At 35.2% G+C, this 19061-nt stretch carries 19 protein-coding genes; 16 read left to right on the forward strand and 3 right to left on the reverse strand.

What is annotated here, in order from left to right:
* Nucleotides 1-24: 24 nt before the first annotated feature.
* From flgB to CHELV3228_RS04435, 5 genes are read left to right on the forward strand one after another with little or no spacing between them, the layout of a single operon-like run.
* Complete coding sequence (gene flgB, locus CHELV3228_RS04415; RefSeq protein ID WP_082199711.1) at nucleotides 25-456, forward strand: flagellar basal body rod protein FlgB; 432 nt, start codon at nucleotides 25-27, stop codon at nucleotides 454-456.
* Between the two features lie 9 nt (nucleotides 457-465).
* The gene (gene flgC / locus CHELV3228_RS04420) at nucleotides 466-960 is read left to right on the forward strand and encodes a flagellar basal body rod protein FlgC (RefSeq protein ID WP_082199712.1); all 495 of its coding nucleotides are present in this window, start codon (nucleotides 466-468) and stop codon (nucleotides 958-960) included.
* Nucleotides 961-966: 6 nt separating this feature from the next.
* The gene (gene fliE / locus CHELV3228_RS04425; protein WP_082199713.1) at nucleotides 967-1263 is read left to right on the forward strand and encodes a flagellar hook-basal body complex protein FliE; all 297 of its coding nucleotides are present in this window, start codon (nucleotides 967-969) and stop codon (nucleotides 1261-1263) included.
* Between the two features lie 6 nt (nucleotides 1264-1269).
* Nucleotides 1270-3069 carry a peptidoglycan D,D-transpeptidase FtsI family protein gene (locus CHELV3228_RS04430; RefSeq protein WP_082199714.1) on the forward strand — a complete coding sequence of 600 codons (1800 nt, stop codon included), beginning with the start codon at nucleotides 1270-1272 and terminating at the stop codon, nucleotides 3067-3069.
* Nucleotides 3066-3653, forward strand: a complete 588-nt coding sequence (locus CHELV3228_RS04435; protein WP_082199715.1) for an NUDIX hydrolase — start codon at nucleotides 3066-3068, stop codon at nucleotides 3651-3653. The genes CHELV3228_RS04430 and CHELV3228_RS04435 overlap by 4 nt, the downstream gene beginning before the upstream one ends.
* Here the strand turns inward: CHELV3228_RS04435 and CHELV3228_RS04440 are convergent.
* Both CHELV3228_RS04440 and CHELV3228_RS04445 read right to left on the reverse strand, forming a co-directional pair.
* Nucleotides 3635-4597 (reverse strand): DNA polymerase III subunit delta, encoded by a 963-nt coding sequence (locus tag CHELV3228_RS04440; RefSeq protein ID WP_082199716.1) that lies wholly within the window; start codon nucleotides 4595-4597, stop codon nucleotides 3635-3637. The two genes, CHELV3228_RS04435 and CHELV3228_RS04440, sit on opposite strands and share 19 nt — an antisense overlap.
* A complete protein-coding gene (locus CHELV3228_RS04445; protein ID WP_082199717.1) occupies nucleotides 4597-6516 on the reverse strand; it encodes an RNB domain-containing ribonuclease in 1920 nt (639 codons plus the stop codon). The genes CHELV3228_RS04440 and CHELV3228_RS04445 overlap by 1 nt, the downstream gene beginning before the upstream one ends.
* Nucleotides 6517-6628: 112 nt before the next feature.
* Here CHELV3228_RS04445 and ilvC point away from each other — a divergent pair, with 112 nt between their 5' ends.
* The 5 genes from ilvC to CHELV3228_RS04470 are packed head-to-tail and all read left to right on the forward strand — an operon-like array spanning nucleotide 6629 to nucleotide 10746.
* On the forward strand, nucleotides 6629-7642 hold the full coding sequence (gene ilvC, locus CHELV3228_RS04450; protein ID WP_082199718.1) for a ketol-acid reductoisomerase: 1014 nt from the start codon (nucleotides 6629-6631) through the stop codon (nucleotides 7640-7642).
* A gap of 1 nt (nucleotide 7643) precedes the next feature.
* On the forward strand, nucleotides 7644-8741 hold the full coding sequence (locus tag CHELV3228_RS04455) for a divergent polysaccharide deacetylase family protein (protein WP_082199719.1): 1098 nt from the start codon (nucleotides 7644-7646) through the stop codon (nucleotides 8739-8741).
* On the forward strand, nucleotides 8734-9513 hold the full coding sequence (locus CHELV3228_RS04460; RefSeq protein WP_082199720.1) for a DNA-processing protein DprA: 780 nt from the start codon (nucleotides 8734-8736) through the stop codon (nucleotides 9511-9513). Before CHELV3228_RS04455 ends, CHELV3228_RS04460 begins: the two co-directional genes overlap by 8 nt.
* Nucleotides 9510-9890, forward strand: coding sequence for a Holliday junction resolvase RuvX (gene ruvX / locus CHELV3228_RS04465; RefSeq protein ID WP_082199721.1), 381 nt, complete (start codon nucleotides 9510-9512; stop codon nucleotides 9888-9890). Before CHELV3228_RS04460 ends, ruvX begins: the two co-directional genes overlap by 4 nt.
* Complete coding sequence (locus tag CHELV3228_RS04470; protein ID WP_082199722.1) at nucleotides 9880-10746, forward strand: SAM-dependent methyltransferase; 867 nt, start codon at nucleotides 9880-9882, stop codon at nucleotides 10744-10746. Before ruvX ends, CHELV3228_RS04470 begins: the two co-directional genes overlap by 11 nt.
* Here CHELV3228_RS04470 and fliP read toward each other — a convergent pair.
* Nucleotides 10743-11477, reverse strand: coding sequence for a flagellar type III secretion system pore protein FliP (gene fliP / locus CHELV3228_RS04475; RefSeq protein WP_082200748.1), 735 nt, complete (start codon nucleotides 11475-11477; stop codon nucleotides 10743-10745). The two genes, CHELV3228_RS04470 and fliP, sit on opposite strands and share 4 nt — an antisense overlap.
* A 120-nt stretch (nucleotides 11478-11597) precedes the next feature.
* Here fliP and glmU point away from each other — a divergent pair, with 120 nt between their 5' ends.
* Genes glmU through CHELV3228_RS04505 form a run of 6 tightly spaced genes read left to right on the forward strand, consistent with a single transcriptional unit; the run spans nucleotide 11598 to nucleotide 19057 of the window.
* Nucleotides 11598-12884, forward strand: a complete 1287-nt coding sequence (gene glmU, locus CHELV3228_RS04480; protein ID WP_082199723.1) for a bifunctional UDP-N-acetylglucosamine diphosphorylase/glucosamine-1-phosphate N-acetyltransferase GlmU — start codon at nucleotides 11598-11600, stop codon at nucleotides 12882-12884.
* Complete coding sequence (gene coaBC / locus CHELV3228_RS04485; protein ID WP_082199724.1) at nucleotides 12881-14029, forward strand: bifunctional phosphopantothenoylcysteine decarboxylase/phosphopantothenate--cysteine ligase CoaBC; 1149 nt, start codon at nucleotides 12881-12883, stop codon at nucleotides 14027-14029. Before glmU ends, coaBC begins: the two co-directional genes overlap by 4 nt.
* On the forward strand, nucleotides 14026-14640 hold the full coding sequence (locus tag CHELV3228_RS04490; protein WP_082199725.1) for a hypothetical protein: 615 nt from the start codon (nucleotides 14026-14028) through the stop codon (nucleotides 14638-14640). The genes coaBC and CHELV3228_RS04490 overlap by 4 nt, the downstream gene beginning before the upstream one ends.
* A 3-nt stretch (nucleotides 14641-14643) precedes the next feature.
* Entirely contained in the window at nucleotides 14644-17118 is a 2475-nt protein-coding gene (locus tag CHELV3228_RS04495; RefSeq protein ID WP_082199726.1) for an N-6 DNA methylase, read from the forward strand.
* On the forward strand, nucleotides 17115-18425 hold the full coding sequence (locus CHELV3228_RS04500) for an MATE family efflux transporter (protein WP_255303407.1): 1311 nt from the start codon (nucleotides 17115-17117) through the stop codon (nucleotides 18423-18425). The genes CHELV3228_RS04495 and CHELV3228_RS04500 overlap by 4 nt, the downstream gene beginning before the upstream one ends.
* Nucleotides 18401-19057 carry a M48 family metallopeptidase gene (locus CHELV3228_RS04505; RefSeq protein ID WP_082199727.1) on the forward strand — a complete coding sequence of 219 codons (657 nt, stop codon included), beginning with the start codon at nucleotides 18401-18403 and terminating at the stop codon, nucleotides 19055-19057. The genes CHELV3228_RS04500 and CHELV3228_RS04505 overlap by 25 nt, the downstream gene beginning before the upstream one ends.
* Nucleotides 19058-19061 lie beyond the last annotated feature (4 nt).

Consider the following 19061-nt stretch of genomic DNA (forward strand, 5'->3'; position numbering starts at 1 on the left):
AAAAGTTTATAGAAAGGTGTAAAGATGATAACTCCATTTAAATCAAAAGAGCTTGTAACAAGTGCTTTAGCGGGTAGAAATTTGAGAAATCAACTTATCAATTCAAACCTTGCAAATGTGGATACTCCTTTTTATAAAGCAAGAGATGTGGAATTTGAAACCGCTTTAGTGCGTAGAGCAAATGAAATTTTTAAAAAAGATAATGGACAAGAACTTGAGTTAGCTCAAACAAGTGAGAAGCATCAAGAGCCTTGGAAATTTCCAGACCCTAGTAAATCAACCATTTATCTAAGGGACGGACACTTGGCTAGAAATGACGCCAACACTGTGGATTTAGATGTTGAAACGACTGAAATGAGTAAAAACACGGTGATGATTACTGCTCTTGATGGGGTTTTAAGAAGACAGAGTAATATTTTTAGCTCCATTGTTGATGCGAGTTCTAAATTAAGTTAAAGGTAAATTATGGCATACTTGAGTGATTTTGATATTAGCGGTTATGGCTTAAGCGCTCAACGCTTTAGAATGAATGTTATAAGTTCAAACATTGCGAACGCTCAAACAACACGCACGGCAGAGGGTGGACCTTACCGCAGAAGAGAAGTTATTTTTAAAGCAAATGATTTTAATGCGCTTTTAAATAAGCAAATCAATGAAAATAACAATTTCTTAAAATATGAAAATCCTCTAAATGACCCAAGCTCACCTGAAGAAGCTAAGCCGGCAATTATGAGCGTGGTTGTAGATAAGGTTGTGCGTGATGATAAGGACTTTCGTATGAAATACGACCCAAGTCATCCCGATGCAAATGCTGAGGGTTATGTGGCTTTTCCAAATGTAAATCCTGTCATTGAAATGGCGGATTTGATAGAGGCAACAAGAGCTTATCAGGCAAATGTAAGCGCCTTTACAAGTGCAAAGACCATAGCACAAAGTGCGATTGATATTTTAAAAGGATAATGAAAGATGAATAGTATAAATGAGCTTAGATTTAACACTTTGGCAAATAAAGCAAATAACAATGCTCAAGATAAAAATATAGGTGATGAATTTGCTAAAATGCTTAAAAATGAAATTGAGGATTTAAATACCACTCAAGAGAAGGGCGAGGCGGCGATGACGGATATTGCCACAGGGCAGGTAAAAGACTTGCACCAAGCTGCTATCGCTATAACAAAAGCGGAAAGCAGTATGAAATTTATGCTTGAGGTAAGAAATAAAGCAATCAATGCCTATAAAGAAATCACAAGAACCCAAATTTAAACCTTAATGCAAGAGTATAAGAAAAATAGGGTTTCAAAAGTCGCCTTTGCATATTGTATGGCACTTTTGTTTATGATTATTTTTTTAAGCTCAACCTTTTTTTTAACTTCAAAGCGCTACATTCCAAATACAGAAAAAAATCAATACAGCCTCGCTTTACGAGGCTCTATCATCACAAAAGATAATTTTACTATAGCAAGTTCTCGTGAAATTTATAGAGCCGAGATTGATTTAAGAAGTCTTAAAAAAGATAGAATGGAACTTTTTTTAAAGCTTTTTCAAATTTATAGTGGTTTTGATGATGAAGAAATGGCAGAAATTAAAAAGCGTATGCAAACGCGAAAAAAGAGAAATTATAATTTCATATTAGCTTCAGATTTAAATTCTAAACAGGCGAGTTATCTTAAAGATTTAGCGAAAAAGCTTTATATACAAGGCTTTTTTAAAGCTTTTACAAATAATAATGGACGCGTGGAGACAAGAGGACTTAGCATTATAGAGCATAGAGAAGATAGAAATTATATTTCTATGAGTGCTTTAACTCCAGCCATAGGTTATACGCGTGTGATTTTGGATAAAGAAAATAATATCTTAAGAAACATTGGTGTTAAAGGCTTGGAGAAATATTATGAACGATGTTTGACGCCTTTGCAAGATGAAAAAATTCAAGGACTTAAAGATGTGGGTGGAAATATCATTTTAAATTTAAATTCTATCCAGCAAAGAAAAATTAATGGTTGTGATTTGTATCTTAATATTTCTTTAAAGCTTCAAAAAAATATAGAAAAAGCCATAGACCAGCGAAATGCCGATTTAAAGGCAAATGAAATTATAGTCGGTGTTATGGAAAGCAAAACGGGTAAAATTTTAGCTTTGGCAAGTTCGAGGCGTTACGACCCGCAAAATCGAGGCAAGGATTTATCCGTGCTAAATGCAAGTGCTATCGAGTATGGCTATGAGGCAGGTTCTGTTATAAAGCCTTTTATTTTTACGACAGCCTTAAGGCTTGGTAAGCTTAGAGTTGATGAAGTGATTAAGACTTATGGGGGGCAGTATAAACTTGGGCGTTTTACCATTAGTGATGACCACAAAAAAGATAAGATGAGTATGGAGGAGGTTATCACACTTTCTTCAAATGTCGGTATGATACAAATCGCTAAAAGAATGAGCAATTTAGAAGTCATCACAGGACTTAAAATTTTTAAATTTGGAGAGAAAAGTGGGGTGGATTTGCCTTATGAGCAAAGTGGCGATTTGCCTAATCCTAATCGTTTGAGGGAGATAGAAAAGTCTGTTTTGAGTTATGGTTATGGGCTAAAAACGACTTTTATGCAGCTTTTAGCGGCTTATAATGTCTTTAATAATGACGGAATTTATATCACCCCGCGTTTAGCAGAAAAATTTTATCAAAATGCTAAATGGACAATGCTAGATGATGAAGTTAAACAAGAAAAAATTCTTTCAAGCAAAGCGGCTAATGAAATGAAACAAATTCTTATCAATGTGATAGAGAAAGGCACGGGAAGAAGAGCTAGAACGGAGGGGGTTATCATAGGCGGTAAAACGGGAACGGCTAGGATAGCTGAGAGAAAAGGCTATACGAGTAATCGCTACAATTCTTCATTTTTTGGCTTTGCAAATGATGCGACAAATGCTTACACCATAGGCGTTTTAGTGAGAAACCCAACTAAGCCTTATAGTTACTATGCTGCACAAAGTGCTTTGCCTATGTTTAAGGACATCGTAGATATTTTAATCAATGAAAATTTCTTAAGCCCCATACCGCAACAGGAGGTTCAAAAATGAAATTTAAAAATTTAAAAGAATTGCCATTTACCCCTTCTATCTACATCAAACCTAAGCGTTTTGCTTATGAAAGTAAGGGTAAAAATTATACTTGGGATTTTATCGAGGCAAAAGATAGCGTTTCGGTGCTTTTGTATCATAAAAGTTTAGAAAGTTTTATTTTTGTGAGGCAGTTTAGAATCCCCCTTTGGTATCATCAAACACACGATGAAAATTATAAAGAAAATGCAAATATGGGTTATACCATAGAGCTTTGCTCAGGACTTGTGGATAAAAATTTGAGCTTAGAAGAGATAGCAAAAGAAGAGTGTGTAGAAGAGCTTGGCTTTTTGCCAAAAAAGCTTGAAAAAATTGGCGATTATTACACAGGTTTTGGCTCTGGGGTAAGTAAGCAAAGCTTTTATTTTGCTGTGGTTGATGAGGAAGATAAAATCGCACAAGGTGGGGGCGTTGATGGGGAGCAAATTGAAGCCATTTATGTAAAAGTGGTGGAATTTGAGGAATTTATTAAAAAGCAAATTCGCACTCCATTGCTTGATTTTGCTTATCTTTGGTTTATGAAAAATCACTTCAAAACGCGTTGAAGTTCAAGCAAATTTGCGAGTAAAAATTCTTTTTTGCTGAGTTTTGGGTTTGTTTTGATTTCATACTCGCTTTTAAGAAGAAGATTAAAAATTGCTTTATATTGCGTCAAATTAAGCTTAAAAGCTTGTCCGCTTAAATTTTGCCCTACTTGAGGCGGAGGCGTATAGCCAAATAAATCCTTAAAATCAATTTTCCCATAAATTTTAGCGTAAATGGCTATTTTGAAAAGTTTATAAAATGAACTTGAAAGAGAGTTGATAAGGGCGATTTCGTTAAAATTTTCTAAAATTTTTTCTAGCTCTTCTCTTATATTTTGCATTTTTAAAAGCTTGTCAAAAAATTCATCAAATCCCACTAAAGCAAGGCTGTAACAATACTGCTTAATGGTATTTTCATCGACCCTTAAGCCAACAAATTTATTAAGCTCACTAGCAGCTAGATAAAGATTTTCATCAAAGCTAGAAAAAAGTGCGATAAGAGCGTTGTGGGTGATTTCTACATTTAATTCCTTAGCTTTTATGGCTAAAAGCTCAATTCCCTCTTTAGGATTTGAAATTTTAAAAAATCTCGCAAAGTAATTTTCAAAAATTTTTTCTAGCTCACTTTGTTTCGAACCCTCATCATAAAGCTCTAGTAGAAAAAAATTATCCGCATTATTTTTGCAAAGTGCGATTAAAGCTTTTAATTCCTTTGCGCTTGGTTTTTTTAAGCATTTTAAATTTAAGAGCTTTTTGGAGCTAAAAAGTGAGCCAAGTGCTAGAAAATCGCACGCCCTAGCAAAATCGTATTCTTCAAAATAAAGCTTTAAATTTTCTTCTGCGTTGTATTTTTGTTTAATAAAATTTCCATAAAGCTCGGTTTGAAAATTATCTGCACCATAAAGCAAGAAAAAATTAGAAAAGCTCTTATTTTCTAAAGCTTTTTGCAAGTCTCTTCTATACATCAAAGCTCCTCGACAACACGCCCAAAAATTTTCGCAGCGATGATGTCTGCGTCTATGATTTGCACTCTAACTTTTTGCAAAAGATTGCTTTTATTATGCTCTAAAATAAGCTTCGCCCCCTTAATCTCATCGTCAAGTTTAGCGATGTCAAGTGTATCATTTTCACTAATAAAGGCGTTAAAAATTTTACCAACATTACGCTTTGCCCACCTTGCAAATTTCCTATCCATAAAATCATAAGCGACCTTATCCGCTTCTCTTTCAAGTATGCTTAAACTTTCGCAAGTGCTTTGTATATTTAAAAGTAAATATTCATAAAGCCTAGAATCATTTTTTTGCTTCGCTTTTAAAAGTCTGTGTAAAATTAAATCAGAATATCTTCTAATGGGGCTGGTGAAGTGCGTATATTTTTCAAAGCCAAGCCCAAAATGCCCCTCATTTTCACTTGCATAACAAGCCTTTTTTTGTGCTTTAATGATGAGCTTATCCACCTGCGCTCTAATGTCAAGCTCATCGGCTAAGGCTTGGACATCGCGTATTAACTCACTAAGATTATTTTTATAATTGACATCAATGCCTAACAAACTAAGCTCTTCTAAAAGTTTGTCGATTTTCTTGCTATCGGCTGGGGCGTGATTTCTAAATACACCCACTTCATCAAGCATTTTAGCTGCAGCCTTGTTTGCCAAAAGCATACAATCCTCAATCAAGCCGTGCGAGGGTGTATCTTTCTCATAAAAGGTGCTTTTTAGGCTTAAATTTTCGTCTAAAAACATTCTTAATTCTTCGGTCTTAAATTCAAAGGCATTTTTAAGGCGTTCTTTTCTTAAAATTTGCGTGAGGCTAAAAAGCTTATGAAGCCAAGAAATTGCACCTAAATCGCTTTTTTTCTCCAAAATTTCATCAACTTCATCGTAATGAAAACGCCTTTTTGAATTGATAATAGCCTCAAAAAGCTCTTCTTTGCACACTTCATTATTTTTGTCTAAAGTGATTTTAAAACAATAAACCAAGCGGTCTAAATTTGGTTTTAAAGAGCAGATATTTTCACTTAAGGGGCGTGGTAACATAGGGATAGAAATGTGTGGAAAATAGATAGAAAAGCCTCTATGTCTTGCTTCTTTATCAATCGCACAATAAGCAAAAACATACTCACTCACATCGGCAATCGCCACATAAATTTCTTTTTTCTCCACATCATAATAAATCGCATCGTCAAAATCTTTTGCGTGGATAGGGTCTATCGTGCAAAAACTTAAATGCCTTAAATCCACGCGATTAGGATACATACTCGCATCGACATAATCACCATTAGCTAAAGATTCTTCTATGCAGGTTTGGGAAAATTCGCTATTTTTATTAAAAAGAGCGAGTGAAATTTTTTCATCAACCGCTTCATCGTCAATATGCCCTAAAACTTCTAAAATTTCGTTATTTGAATTTTCTATTTTTAAGACACTTCCAAGCGGAAGAGCTTTTAAAGACTTTTGCGAGGCTTTAAGTGTGGTGCTAAGTCCTGTTTTGATATTAAGCCCTAGCACTGCTTCGCCGTATTTTTTTGTAACGACTATGGAAGTTTCATTTGCCTTTTTAAGCACTAAAATCACCTTAGCGCTCGCTCTTTTTTTCTTAAGTGGCAACAATTTAGCCGCAACGATATCTTTATAATTTGCCCCTTTTAAATGTTTATTTTCTATCAATAAATCATTAGGAAAATTTTCATCATACACACTTAAAAAGCCTGTGCCTTTGCTTGATATATCAAGCTCTCCAAAAACATAACCATTATTAAGATAGTATTTTTTCTTGTATTCTTTTAAGATATTTGAGGCAAGAAGCTCTCTTAGAATCTGCTTAAATTCATTTGCAACTTGATTTTCACTTATGCCATAACTTAAACTTTTTAAAAACTCTTTCACTTTGTTTCACTTTTATTAAAAATCTATGCAATTTTACTTAAACTTTATAAATGCAAATTTAAGGCGCTTTTGTTATAATTTAGCTTTTGCAAAAATATGGAGTAAAGAAGTTATGGTAGTGTATTATGATAAGGATTGCGACATTAATTTAATCAAATCAAAAAAAGTCGCCATTATAGGTTTTGGTTCGCAAGGACACGCTCACGCGCTGAATTTAAGAGATAGTGGAGTGGAGGTTTTTATCGGCTTAAGAGAGGGGGTAAGCTATCAAAAGGCAAAAAATGCGAATTTTGAAGTTTTAAGCGTGGCAGAGGCTTGTAAAAAAGCAGATTTAATAATGATTTTAGCACCTGATGAAAATCAAGCAGAAATTTTTGAAGCACACATTAAGCCAAATTTAAAAGACGGACAAGCCCTAGCTTTCGCACACGGCTTTAATATCCACTATGGGCAAATTATCCCGCCAAAAGGCGTAGATGTGATAATGATAGCACCTAAAGGACCAGGTCATACTCTAAGAAGTGAATTTTCTAAAGGCGGTGGTTTGCCTTGTTTAATCGCCGCGCATCAAGACGCAAGTAAAAATGCAAGAAATTTAGCTCTTTCTTACGCAAGTGCCATAGGGGCTGGGAGGGTTGGCATAATGCAAACAAGCTTTAAGCACGAAACGGAAACCGACCTTTTTGGAGAGCAAGCTGTGCTTTGTGGAGGGCTTACGGCTTTGATAGAGGCGGGTTTTGAAACTCTAGTTGAGGCTGGGTATGAACCTGAAATGGCGTATTTTGAGTGTTTGCACGAGGTGAAATTAATTGTAGATTTGCTTTATCAAGGGGGTTTAAGCGATATGCGTTATTCAATTTCTAACACAGCAGAATATGGAGGTTATGTAAGCGGTTCTAAAATCATCACAACCCACACCAAAAAAGCGATGAAAAATATATTAAAAGATATACAAAATGGCGTTTTTGCGAGAGATTTTATCTTAGAAAAACAATCAAATTTTGCAAAAATGCACGCAATGCGTCAAAATACTAACGAATCTTTAATAGAAAAAACAGGGCAAAACATACGCAAAATAATGCCTTGGATAAGCGAGAAAAAACTGATAGATAAGGATAAAAATTAAATTGTCAAAAAAAAATATTACCCAAATTCAAAGATTTTTAATTCTCATTATTTTAATTTTAATTTGCGTGATTTTAAGCTTATTGATTTTAAGCAAAAAGCAAACGCAAAGTGTGAAAGAGAGTAATGAAACGAACATAAATGTTTCATTAAGACAAAGCGTGGAAGAAAGCCAAAGCTCTGTTTTTAAACCCTTAGAGCAAAATTTAAGCAAGGTTGATTTAGGAAAAAATGATTTAAATGAAACGACTTTAACTGAAGAAAATTTAAGTAAAAATGAAGCAAATTTATCGCTTTTTGATTTAAATAAAAGCGCGTTAATAGAGCAGAATTTAAGTAAGGACACAAACCTTAGTCAAGATATCAATTTAAGCAAAGAGCAGAATCAAAGCCCCATTTTAAAAGAGCAAAATTTAAGCCAAAAAGAAAAAATAAAACCAAATTTAACTAAGGGGCAAAAACCCAAATTAGCCATTATCATTGACGATATGGCGAGTAAAGAGCAGGTTAAAAACGCTAAGGCTTTACATTTAAAGATAAATCCTTCTTTTTTCCCTTCTCACACCCTACACCCAAACACTCCAAAACTTGCAAAAGAATTTAAATTTTATATGGTGCATTTACCTTTAGAAGCACTTTATTTTCAAAATAAAATGCCTGTTTTAAGTCCTAGTGATAGCGAAGAAGTGATTGAGAAAAATATCATTAAAATTAAAAGTGAATTTAAGGATTTAAGATTTATTAATAACCACACAGGAAGCCTTTTTACGGGAGATGAAGAGGCGATGAGAAAGCTTTATAAAGTTTTAGCTAGACACAATTTGATTTTTGTCGATTCTAAAACTACGCACGATTCAAAAGCCCCTAAAATCGCCAAAGAAATGCAAAAAACCTACATACAAAGAGATGTATTTTTAGATAATGAAGACGAAGTAGGCTATATTAAAAAACAGCTTTTAAGTGCGGTAAAACTTGCACACAAAAAGGGCTACGCCATAGTCATAGGACACCCTAAACACAATACTTTTAAGGCTTTAAGAGAAAGCAAAGAATTGTTAGAAAGCGTAGAGCTTGTGTATTTGAGTGAGCTTTATGAGTGAGCTTTTACCTAGTTCTTACTTAAATCTTTTTTCTAGCTTAAAAGATGAGCCAAAAAAGCTTTATTTTAAAGGAAATTTGAAGCTTCTAAGCTATCCAAAAGTTGCCATTATAGGCTCTAGAAAGATGAGTATTTATACTAAAAATTGCGTTTTAGACTTAGCGACTACCCTTAAAAATGCTGGTGTTTGTGTGGTGAGTGGGGGTGCTTTGGGCGTGGATATTAACGCAGCTTTAGCGTCTTTACCTTTGCATATAGGCATTTTTGCAAATGGTTTAGGACAAATTTATCCAAGAACAAATGAAAACATCATCAAAGAAATTTACGCTAAAGGTTTGGCTTTAAGTGAAAATGAAGATAATTATATGCCTCAAGGATTTGATTTTTTATTAAGAAATCGCTTGATTATCGCTTTAAGTGATGCGGTTGTGGTCGCTCAGGCGGATTTACAAAGTGGCTCTATGCAAAGTGCTAGATTAAGTTATGAGATGCAAAAACCTCTTTTTGTTTTACCACAAAGATTAGAAGAAAGTAGGGGAACAAATTTACTTTTGCAAGATAAAAAAGCAAATTTAATAGCCGATTTTAAAGCCTTTGCGGCACATTTTGGAAGCGTAAAAGAAGATGTTGGAGAAAAAGATGAATTTTTACAATTTTGCCAAAAAGGTGTGCGTGTGGAAGAGGCGTTAGAAAAATTTGGTGAAAAGGTTTATGAGTATGAGCTTGAGGGTAAAATCGCCATTGAGGGAGTTTTTATAAGGCTTTTAAAATGAGAGCTTTAGCCCTAGATATAGGCTTAAAACGCATAGGGGTTGCCTTATGGTTAAATGAAATTGCCCTACCGCTTAACGCCATTTTAAGGAAAAATCGCGACCAAGCCGCAAATGAAGTGCAGCAGCTTATAAACGAATATCAAATTTCAAAGCTCATTGTGGGACTACCAAAGGGTGGAGCGAGTGAAGTGGAGATGGGTAAAAGAATTAAGCATTTTGTTTCTTTACTACAATTTAGCGGAGAGCTTATCTTTGTCGATGAAGCTTATACGAGTAAGGAAGCGCAAGGTTTAGGTGTGGCAAATTCGCGTAAAAAGGACGGAAAGCTAGATTCTTTAGCGGCTTTGATAATGCTAAGGGAGTATTTTGGAGTCTAAGTTAGCACAAATTTATAGCCAAGATGAGCTGATTGCTCTAAAAGAAAGTTTTGAAAAGCCAAAAAATATTTGTGTATTTTTAAATTTCTTAAAGGCTGATGAGGATTTAATTGAGGCTGAATTTAAGGATTTAAAATATCAAAAGCTCAACCACTTCTGCTACCTTTTTAAAGCTGAAGATAAAGGAATTTTAAGCAGAATGAAAGCGTTTAATGAGGGGCATTTTTATATACAAAATTACGCATCTTATTTATGTGCTAAAAATTTAAATGCCAAAGCAAATGAAAGCGTTTTAGATATGTGTGCGGCTCCGGGCGGAAAAAGCATTAATTTAGCAAATTTTATGCAAAATCAAGGCTATTTAGCGTGTGTGGAAGCAAACAAAGAGAGATTTTTTACCTTGCAAAAAAATTTGAAAAATTATAATGTCAAAGCCAAGATTTTCCTAAAAGATTCCAAAAGTATAGGGCATTTATGCCCTTTGAAATTCGACAAAATTTTACTTGACGCCCCTTGTTCGACTTTGGCTAAAACAGGATTTGAAAATGCTAAATCTTTAAAGGAGATTAAAAAATTATCCCTACTACAAAAAAAGCTTTTGCACTCAGCCCTAAAAGCTTTAAAGCACGGCGGTGAGTTAGTTTATAGCACCTGCACTTTTTTAAGGGAGGAAAATGAAGAGGTTTTAGAAAATGCTTTAAATAGCGAATTTGAGTTAGAATTCTTAGAGCTTGATTTGGAGGGTGTGAGAGCCAAAGAGGCAAAAAGCGACTTTAAAGAGCTTAGCAAAGCAAGAAGAATCTTGCCTTGTGAAAATTATGACGGCTTTTTCATCGCCAAAATGCGTAAAATTTAGGTTACAAAGCTTTCAACTAGCCTTTGCACGAGCAAATTCCAGCCATCCACTAGCACAAAAATGAGTAATTTAAAGGGCAGAGAAATCATCACGGGTGGTAGCATCATCATACCCATAGCCATTAAAACAGAGCTTACGACCATATCAATCACCAAAAAAGGCAAGTAAATGAGAAAGCCTATCTCAAAAGCTGTCTTAAGCTCAGAAATCATAAAAGCAGGCACCAAAACGCTTAGTGGCACATCGTCTATGGTTTTAGGATTTGGCAAATTTCTTATGCGGTAAAACAAAGCTAAATCTTTCTCACGCGTGTTTTTAAGCATAAAGTCTTTAAAAGGCTTTACACCTTTTGCAAAGGCTTCCTCATAGCCTATTTTTTCGGCTAAATAAGGCTTTACGCCCTCATTATAAGACTTAGTTGCTACAGGCTCCATTATGAAAAAAGTTAAAATTAAAGCCATAGTTACCAAAATGGTATTTGGCGGCATACTTTGCGTTCCCATCGCTTGTCTTAAAAAAGAAAAGACGATGATAAGCCTTAAAAATGAAGTCATTATAAATATAATGCTAGGTGCTAAGGCGAGTATGGTTAAAACAATGATGATATTTAGCGTTGTAACGAGTTGATTAGGCGTATCAGGTGCGCTAAGGCTTAAATTTACCGTTGGTATGGTAGCTTCTGCACCAAAGGCACTTAAAGCAAGTAAAAAAAGAAAAAAAATGCTTCTCAAATCTAAAAACCTCGAGTTAAAATAAAGGCTAAATTCTACCTTTAAGCACTTTAACTTTTGCTTTAATTTTAACTTTTTGTTGCTAAAATTAGGCAAATAATTCAAGCATAAGGAAAGTTGATGAAAAGCTCCGTAGTTATCTTAGCAGCAGGTCTTGGGACAAGGATGAAGTCAAACACACCCAAAGTTTTACAAAAAATTTGTGCTAAAAGTATGATTTTGCATATTTTAGAAAAAGCTTTTGCGTTAAGTGATGATGTGAGTGTTGTTTTATCACATCAAAAAGAAAGGGTGGAGAAAGAAATTTGTGAGTTTTTTCCACAAACTAAGTTTATAGAGCAAGATTTAGTCCGTTTCCCAGGCACCGCAGGAGCTTTAAAGGATTATAAGCCACAAAATGAAAGGGTTTTAATTCTTTGTGGAGATATGCCTTTAGTGGAGCTTGAAAGTCTTAAGGCTTTGCTTGAGCTTGAAAGTGAATTTAGCCTAGCGGTATTTGAAGCAAAGGACGCCAAAAGCTATGGTAGAGTGGTGCTTGAAAATGATGAAGTGCAAAAGATAGTCGAGCTTAAAGACGCAAATGAAGAAGAGAAAAAGCTCAAAACCTGTAATGCCGGCGTTTATGCTCTTAATTCAAAGCTTTTAAATGAAATTCTACCCTTGATAGATAATGAAAATAAAGCAAAAGAATATTATTTAACCGATGCGGTAAAACTTGCAAAAGAAAAAAATATCCACATTAAGCCTTTATTTGTCGATGAAGACGAATTTATGGGGGTTAATGACAAATTTGAGCTGAGTGTGGCGGAGAATTTACTGCAAGATAAAATTAAAAAGCACTGGTTTAAAGAGGGTGTTATCTTTCATAATCCAAACTCAATTTTCATAGGCTTAGATGTGAAATTTATAGGCGAGTGTGAAGTGTATGAAAATGTAAGGATAGAGGGAAAAAGCGTGATAGAAAACTCTATCATTAAAAGTTCAAGCGTGATAGAAGAAAGCGTAGTTATAAATTCAAGCATAGGACCTTTAGCGCATTTGCGTCCAAAATGTGCGCTTAAAAACACGCATATAGGAAATTTTGTCGAGTGTAAAAACGCCAAGCTTAATGGCGTAAAAGCTGGGCATTTAAGCTATCTTGGAGATTGCGAGATAGAGGAGGGGACTAACATAGGCTGCGGGACGATTACTTGTAATTATGACGGAGTGAAAAAGCACAAAACCATCATCGGCAAAAATGTCTTCGTGGGTTCGGATACGCAGTTTATCGCTCCTGTTTGTATAGACGATGAAGTGATTATCGCGGCGGGTAGTTCTGTAAGTGAAAATGTGCCAAAAGGTGCGCTTTTTATCAATAGAGCGCAAAGCAAAATTTTAAAAGATTATTATTATAAAAAATTTCAATGAAGACCATACTTTTAGCTATCAGCGGTAGTATAGCGTTTTATAAGTCGTATGAGCTTATTTCTTTGTTTAAAAAAGAGGGCTTTAGGGTTAAGGTATTGCTTAGTAATGGACTTTTGAAATTTGCGACCAAGCTTAGTTTTGAAGCTTTAGCCGATGCAATTTTATGTGAGGAAAATGAAAGTTGGCAAAGTCAAAATAATCATATCGCCTTTAGCAAGGACGCTGACATTGTGCTTTTTGCTCCGGCGAGTGTTAATTCCATTAATAAACTTGCAAATGGCATTAGTGATACTCTTTTTATCCAAACCTTAATGGCAGCAAAAGCTCCCATTATCATCGCTCCAGCGGCAAATTCGGCGATGTATTTGCATTTTAGCACACAAAAATCCTTGCAAATTTTAAAACAAAACGGCGTTAAAATCATAGAGCCGATATATAAAAAACTTGCGTGTAAAGACGAGGGCATAGGGGCTTTAGCAGAGATAGAGGACATTTTTCACTTCATTAAAAGAGAGCTTTTTAAGGAGGAGTTTTTTTGCGGTAAAAGCGTGATTGTAAGCGGGGGTGGCACGAAAGAAAAAATTGATGATGTGCGTTGCATTAGCAATTTTTCTAGTGGAAAAATGGCAAAAGAACTTGCCTTTGCTTTTTATTATTTAGGTGCTGATGTCGTGCTACTTAGCTCAGTGGAATTTAAAACGCCCTTTCAGTTTCTTGCCTTTGAAAGCTCAAAGGATTTAAAGGCACTTTTAAAGCGTTTTGAGGAGGGTGATTTTTTGATAATGTGTGCGGCGGTGAGTGATTTTGTGCCAAAATATCAAAAAGGCAAGATTAAAAAAAGCGAAGCGGGGTTGAATTTAGAGCTTAATTTAAATGAGGACTTGCTTAAAACTTGCAAATTTAAAGGCAAAAAAATAGGCTTTAAAATGGAGCTTGACGCACAAAATGCCCTGAAAAATGCAGAGCTTTCTTTAAAAGAAAAAAAGCTTGATATGGTTTGTCTTAATGTTTTAGGTGAAAAAAATCATTTTGGTGCGGATTTTAATGAGCTTATTTTCATCACGCAAGATGAAAGCGCAAGAAGCGGTTTTAAAAGTAAAAAAGTCCTTGCGTTCGAACTTGCTAAAATGTGTCAAAAATTATGAATCTTGTCAATTCCACCCTACCCATACCTATGAAAGTTTTAGCCAAAACAGGCTACGCGCACTATACTTTACTACTTAACAAAAAGCAAATTCAAACAAAAAGTATGATTGAGCTTGAGGTGGGAGCTGAGTATTTAGCCGAGCTTTATATGGAGGGAGGGGTGATTAATTTCAAACATCTTTGCAAACGCCCGAATTTCACGCCTTACGCAGAGGGGCTTGAGCTGATTTTAAAATTCTTAGAAGAGGAATTTGATTTTAAGCGTTTTATCGTGCAGAATTTAAGCTCGGCTAAAGACGCGCAAAGTTTTAGGGTGTTTAAGGAAATGCTTTTTGCAAGTTTTGAAAATGTTTATCATATCCCTTTTATTTTCGAGGATAAGGCTTGTTTGTTTCAGCTAAGAAAGAGGGGGAGCGTTTTAGAAATTTATTTGTATTTTAGCGTTTTTGGAGCGTTAAAAATCGTAAAAGATGATGTTGGGATTTCCATTTTCACCCCCTTTTTAAAGGTGCAAAAATTCCTTAACGAGCATTTAGAATACAGGGTTTTTCAAGATAAAAATTTAAAAGCTTTTTTTGAATATAAAAAATTGCTAGATTTTAAAGGATAATTTATGGAAAGAATTGACATTGTAGAGTGTATCGGTAAAAAATATTTAGTTTCTAATATAGAAAATGGCGAGTATAGCTATATAAAAGTTTCTGGAAGCAAAGAAAATCTAGAAAAATCCCTAAACAAAAAAGTCGAGCATTTTAAGCTTGATATGCGTTTTTGTAAAGATGATGTTGTCATTTTAGTCGAAACCAAGCCAAAATTCACGCAAAAAGACGAAAAGCAACTTAAAGCCTACCTAGAGGCTGAAAAAGCGCTGCACCATAGCCAAAAAATCATCGCCATACTAGCAAATACTACTGATGATAAAATCAAGGTTTGGAAAAATCATATAAACGACGAGTGCTTACTAAAAAATGAAGTCGTGCTTGATACTATGGAGCATTATATGTCTTTATTTGAGATAAATAAGCAAAACGATAGAGAAAAGGTTCTCAAAAACACCTATGATTTAAACGAGCTTTTGCATAAAAAAGACATCGATGAGAAGCTCCGCTCTCAATTTGTCGGCACGACTCTTTTATATATCAAAAATGAAGTGAAAAAACGAGGCGTTAATCACATCAATGATAAATTAGTTAAAGATTTAAAAGAATTTTGGGAAAATTCAAACGAAGACGCTATCCGCGTAAGCATAGAAAGAACCTTAAGCGATTTACTTGACGGCTCAAATAACAAAGCGAAAAAAATAGAACTTTTACAAAAAAATGTCCTAAACGATCAAAAAATTAAAAAGCTAAAATTAAAAGACTGGATAGAGATTTTAACAACTATCCTCGTAGATATTTATAAATACATCGATACCGAGAGCGAAGAGGGGCAAGACATCTTAAATCTTTTCTTCATCGCTTTTAATAAATACACAGGCAAAGCTGATAAAAACCAAGCTTTCACACCCGACCATATTACTGATTTTATGTGCCGCGTTGTGGGTGTGGATAGGACAAAAAGAGTGCTTGACATCACTTGTGGGAGTGGGTCATTTCTCGTTCAAGCTATGGTAAAAGAATTAAGCGATTGTAAAAGAGGCAAGAGCGAAAAAGAAGCTAAAGAGCTAATGGAAAAGGTCAAAAAAGAAAATATCTACGGCATAGAAGTGGAGGAAAAGGCTTACGGACTAGCCACGACAAATATGCTAATCCACGGCGATGGTAATAGTAATATAGAATTTGGAAGCTGTTTTGACAAAAAAGAATTTATCAAAGAGGCAAATCCTGACATTATCCTAATGAATCCCCCTTACAACGCCAAGCCCATAAGCATACCTGAATATTACAAAAACAAATGGAGCAAAGGTGCGAAAGAGGGCAAGGAAGACCCCACAAAAGGGCTTGTGTTTATACAATATCTAAGCGATATTATCAAAGAGATAAATGAGGAAAGAGAAGCTAAAAACGAGGCGAGAAAGGAAGTAAAATTAGCCGTGCTACTTCCTATGAGTGCAGCCATAGGGAGCAAAAGCGATATTAAAAATATCAAAAATTTAATGCTAGAAAACAACACCCTAGAAGCCGTTTTCACCCTACCTGCGGAGGTGTTTTACCCGGGGGCGTCTGTGAGTGCTTGTTGTATGATTTTCACTCTTGGCAAACCACATCAAAATAGCGATGGCACGACAAACGAAACCTTTTTTGGCTATTTTAAAGAAGACGGCTTTAAGAAAAAGAAAAATTTAGGCAGAGTGGAGCAATTTGATGAAAGTGGAGAATCAAAATGGAAAAAGATAGAAGAGCAATGGCTAGATTTATTTAGAAATAAAAAAATCATAGATGGCTTAAGTGCCGCAGCAAAAGTAAGTGGCGAAGATGAGTGGCTATGCGAAGCCTATATGAAAACGGATTATTCTAAACTTTCACAGGCGGATTTTCAAAGGACTTTAAATTATTATTTATCTTTTTTAATGCAAAGAGGACAGGCGGTAAAAGTTTGGCAATTTATAGAAAAATATGTAAGTCAAGTTCAAAATAACAAGCCTTTTGTTAATGAACTATATTTAAATGATAGTGGTTGGGGCGAGTTTAGACTTGGTGATATTTTTGAATGCTCTGGCACTTTTTCTTTGGTAAAAAGTGAGCTAGATGAAGTCGGGGGGGGGGGGGGTAATGTCCCCTTCATCTCTAGGACGGCTTTAAATAATGGTTGCGATGGGTATGTAGAAGTGGAAGCTAAATTTATCACAAAAGGAAATTGCATAAGCATAGGCGGAGAGGGGATTTATGCCTTTTATCAAAAAGAGAATTTTGCCACAGGGACGAATATCTGCACTTTAAGAAATGAAAATTTAAATCAGTATGTAGCCCTTTTTATATGCACGGTGCTTAATCAAGAAATTTATCGTTATTCTTACGGGAGGGCTAGAAACTTGGGAAGAGTAGAAAACGAAATCATCAAACTCCCCATAAATCACAAAGGCGAACCAGACTTTGAATTTATGGAAAATTACATCAAATCTTTACCTTATGGAGACAGACTTTGAAGCAGCTTTCTTTAAGACGGCTTAGCGTGCCGATATTTTGCGAGATGTTTTTACGCTATCTTTCTTTAATCATCAACACCGTTATGGTTTCTCAATACTCAAATTCCCTAGTCGGTGCTATGGGTGCTGGGAATCAAATTTTAGACCTTTTCATTACCATTTTTAGCTTTTTAAGCGTGGGGTGTAGCGTGGTGATAGCTCAAGCTTTGGGCGCTAGAAATTTCACTCTGGCTAGAAAGGTCATTCATCAAAGCTTATTTTTAAATGCACTTTTGGGCTTTTTTTGTGCGGTGTTTATCTTCATCTGTGGGGATTTTTTACTCACTTTGCTTAAAATCCCACAGGAGCTTTTAAAAGATAGTCAAATTTATCTGCATATGCTTGCTATCTGCCTTTTTTTTGACGCTGTTGGTATCGTAATGGCGGCTGTTGTGAGGGTGTATAACCACGCCTTTTTTGTGATGTTTGTAACGCTTCTAATGGACGGGGTCATTGTGCTTGGAAATTACATCGTCTTGCACCATACAAATTTAGAGCTTTTTGGAGTAGGGCTTAGTAATATCTTTGGGCGCATTTTAGCTATCTTAGCGCTTTTCTTTATCCTTGCTTTTAAGCTTAAAATTCATCTTAAAATCCGCGAAATGCTTGCCCTTGAGAAAGAGGTGCTTAAAAAGGTCTTAAATATAGGTGGTTTTTCTGCTGGGGAAAATCTACTATGGATAGTGCAATACACCATAGCCTTTGCTTTTGTGGCGAGTTTAGGCAAAGAAAATTTAAGCGTGCAGACGATTTATTTTCAAATTTCTATGATGATAATGCTCATCGGTCAAGCCATCAGCGTGGCAAATGAAATCATCACTGGTAAGCTTGTGGGTGCGAAGTATTTTAATGTCGCTTATAAGCATACTTGGATAGCCTTGTATCTTAGCCTTATAGCTTCTGCGCTGGTGGCTTTGCTTAATTTCATTTTGCAGGACTTTACTATGGGCGTTTTAAAGCTTGAAGAAGTGCTAAAAGAGATAATGATACCGCTTTTTACGCTTTCTATCTTCCTTGAAATTTTCCGCTCTTTTAATATCGTGATGGTCAATGCCCTAAGGGCAAGTGGGGACGCGAAATTTCCGTTTTTTAGTGGGCTTGTTTTTATGATGGGGGTTTCTTTGCCTGTGGGCTATGTGCTGTGCTTTTATGCTGGGCTTGGGATTGTCGGTGTGTGGCTTGGCTTTTGCGCTGATGAGTTTTTAAGAGGCTTGGTGAATGCTTACAGGTGGAAAAGTAAAAAATGGCAAAACAAAGCACTCGTATAACTTGGCGGAATTTTAAAATTTGCGTGTTTAAAAAAGCTGTGAGAAATCTTATCTTAAAATTTGATAGTAGGGTAGGGGAATTTAAGCTCACTTTGCCTTATTTTTACCCCTTAGAAAGACTTGAGGGCTTTTTAGAAAAAAATGAAAAATGGCTTGAAAATGCGTGGCAAAATTATCAAAAAAATGCAAAAAAAGACGATGAAATTATCTTTCTTGGTAAAAAATACAAGCTTATTTTAGAGCCAAATTTAAGCAAAGCACAGCTTTTCAAAAATGAGATAAAAACGCCAAATTTAGAGCATTTGCAAATTTTTATAAGGAAAAATGCTAGGATTATCTTTAATTTTTATCTTAAAAAATGGCAGAGAAAAACAAGGCTTTATCCAAGTAAAATTCGTCTTAAAATGATGCAAACGCGTTGGGGTTCTTGTAATCATAAAAAAGCTTACATTAATCTTAATTTAAAATTAACAGAAAAGCCCCTAAAAGCGATAGAATATGTCATCTTGCACGAGATAGCACATTTAAAATTCCCTCATCACGGCAAAGAATTTTACGCTTTTTTACTTGAAAATATGCAAGATTTTAGACAAAGAGAAAATATATATTTTAATAAAACCCCCTTAAAATAGGGGG

Source organism: Campylobacter helveticus, from assembly GCF_002080395.1.
GTDB lineage: Bacteria > Campylobacterota > Campylobacteria > Campylobacterales > Campylobacteraceae > Campylobacter_D > Campylobacter_D helveticus.

What these genes read in the sequence shown, in the direction of transcription:
- flgC (WP_082199712.1), top strand. Translation starts at nt 466, where the DNA reads ATGGCATACTTGAGTGATTTTGATATTAGCGGTTATGGCTTAAGCGCT.
- CHELV3228_RS04495 (WP_082199726.1), top strand. Translation starts at nt 14,644, where the DNA reads ATGGAAAGAATTGACATTGTAGAGTGTATCGGTAAAAAATATTTAGTT.
- CHELV3228_RS04430 (WP_082199714.1), top strand. Translation starts at nt 1,270, where the DNA reads ATGCAAGAGTATAAGAAAAATAGGGTTTCAAAAGTCGCCTTTGCATAT.
- CHELV3228_RS04490 (WP_082199725.1), top strand. Translation starts at nt 14,026, where the DNA reads ATGAATCTTGTCAATTCCACCCTACCCATACCTATGAAAGTTTTAGCC.
- glmU (WP_082199723.1), top strand. Translation starts at nt 11,598, where the DNA reads ATGAAAAGCTCCGTAGTTATCTTAGCAGCAGGTCTTGGGACAAGGATG.
- CHELV3228_RS04505 (WP_082199727.1), top strand. Translation starts at nt 18,401, where the DNA reads ATGGCAAAACAAAGCACTCGTATAACTTGGCGGAATTTTAAAATTTGC.
- fliE (WP_082199713.1), top strand. Translation starts at nt 967, where the DNA reads ATGAATAGTATAAATGAGCTTAGATTTAACACTTTGGCAAATAAAGCA.
- ruvX (WP_082199721.1), top strand. Translation starts at nt 9,510, where the DNA reads ATGAGAGCTTTAGCCCTAGATATAGGCTTAAAACGCATAGGGGTTGCC.
- CHELV3228_RS04440 (WP_082199716.1), bottom strand. Translation starts at nt 4,597, where the DNA reads ATGTATAGAAGAGACTTGCAAAAAGCTTTAGAAAATAAGAGCTTTTCT.
- CHELV3228_RS04435 (WP_082199715.1), top strand. Translation starts at nt 3,066, where the DNA reads ATGAAATTTAAAAATTTAAAAGAATTGCCATTTACCCCTTCTATCTAC.
- coaBC (WP_082199724.1), top strand. Translation starts at nt 12,881, where the DNA reads ATGAAGACCATACTTTTAGCTATCAGCGGTAGTATAGCGTTTTATAAG.
- flgB (WP_082199711.1), top strand. Translation starts at nt 25, where the DNA reads ATGATAACTCCATTTAAATCAAAAGAGCTTGTAACAAGTGCTTTAGCG.
- ilvC (WP_082199718.1), top strand. Translation starts at nt 6,629, where the DNA reads ATGGTAGTGTATTATGATAAGGATTGCGACATTAATTTAATCAAATCA.
- CHELV3228_RS04460 (WP_082199720.1), top strand. Translation starts at nt 8,734, where the DNA reads ATGAGTGAGCTTTTACCTAGTTCTTACTTAAATCTTTTTTCTAGCTTA.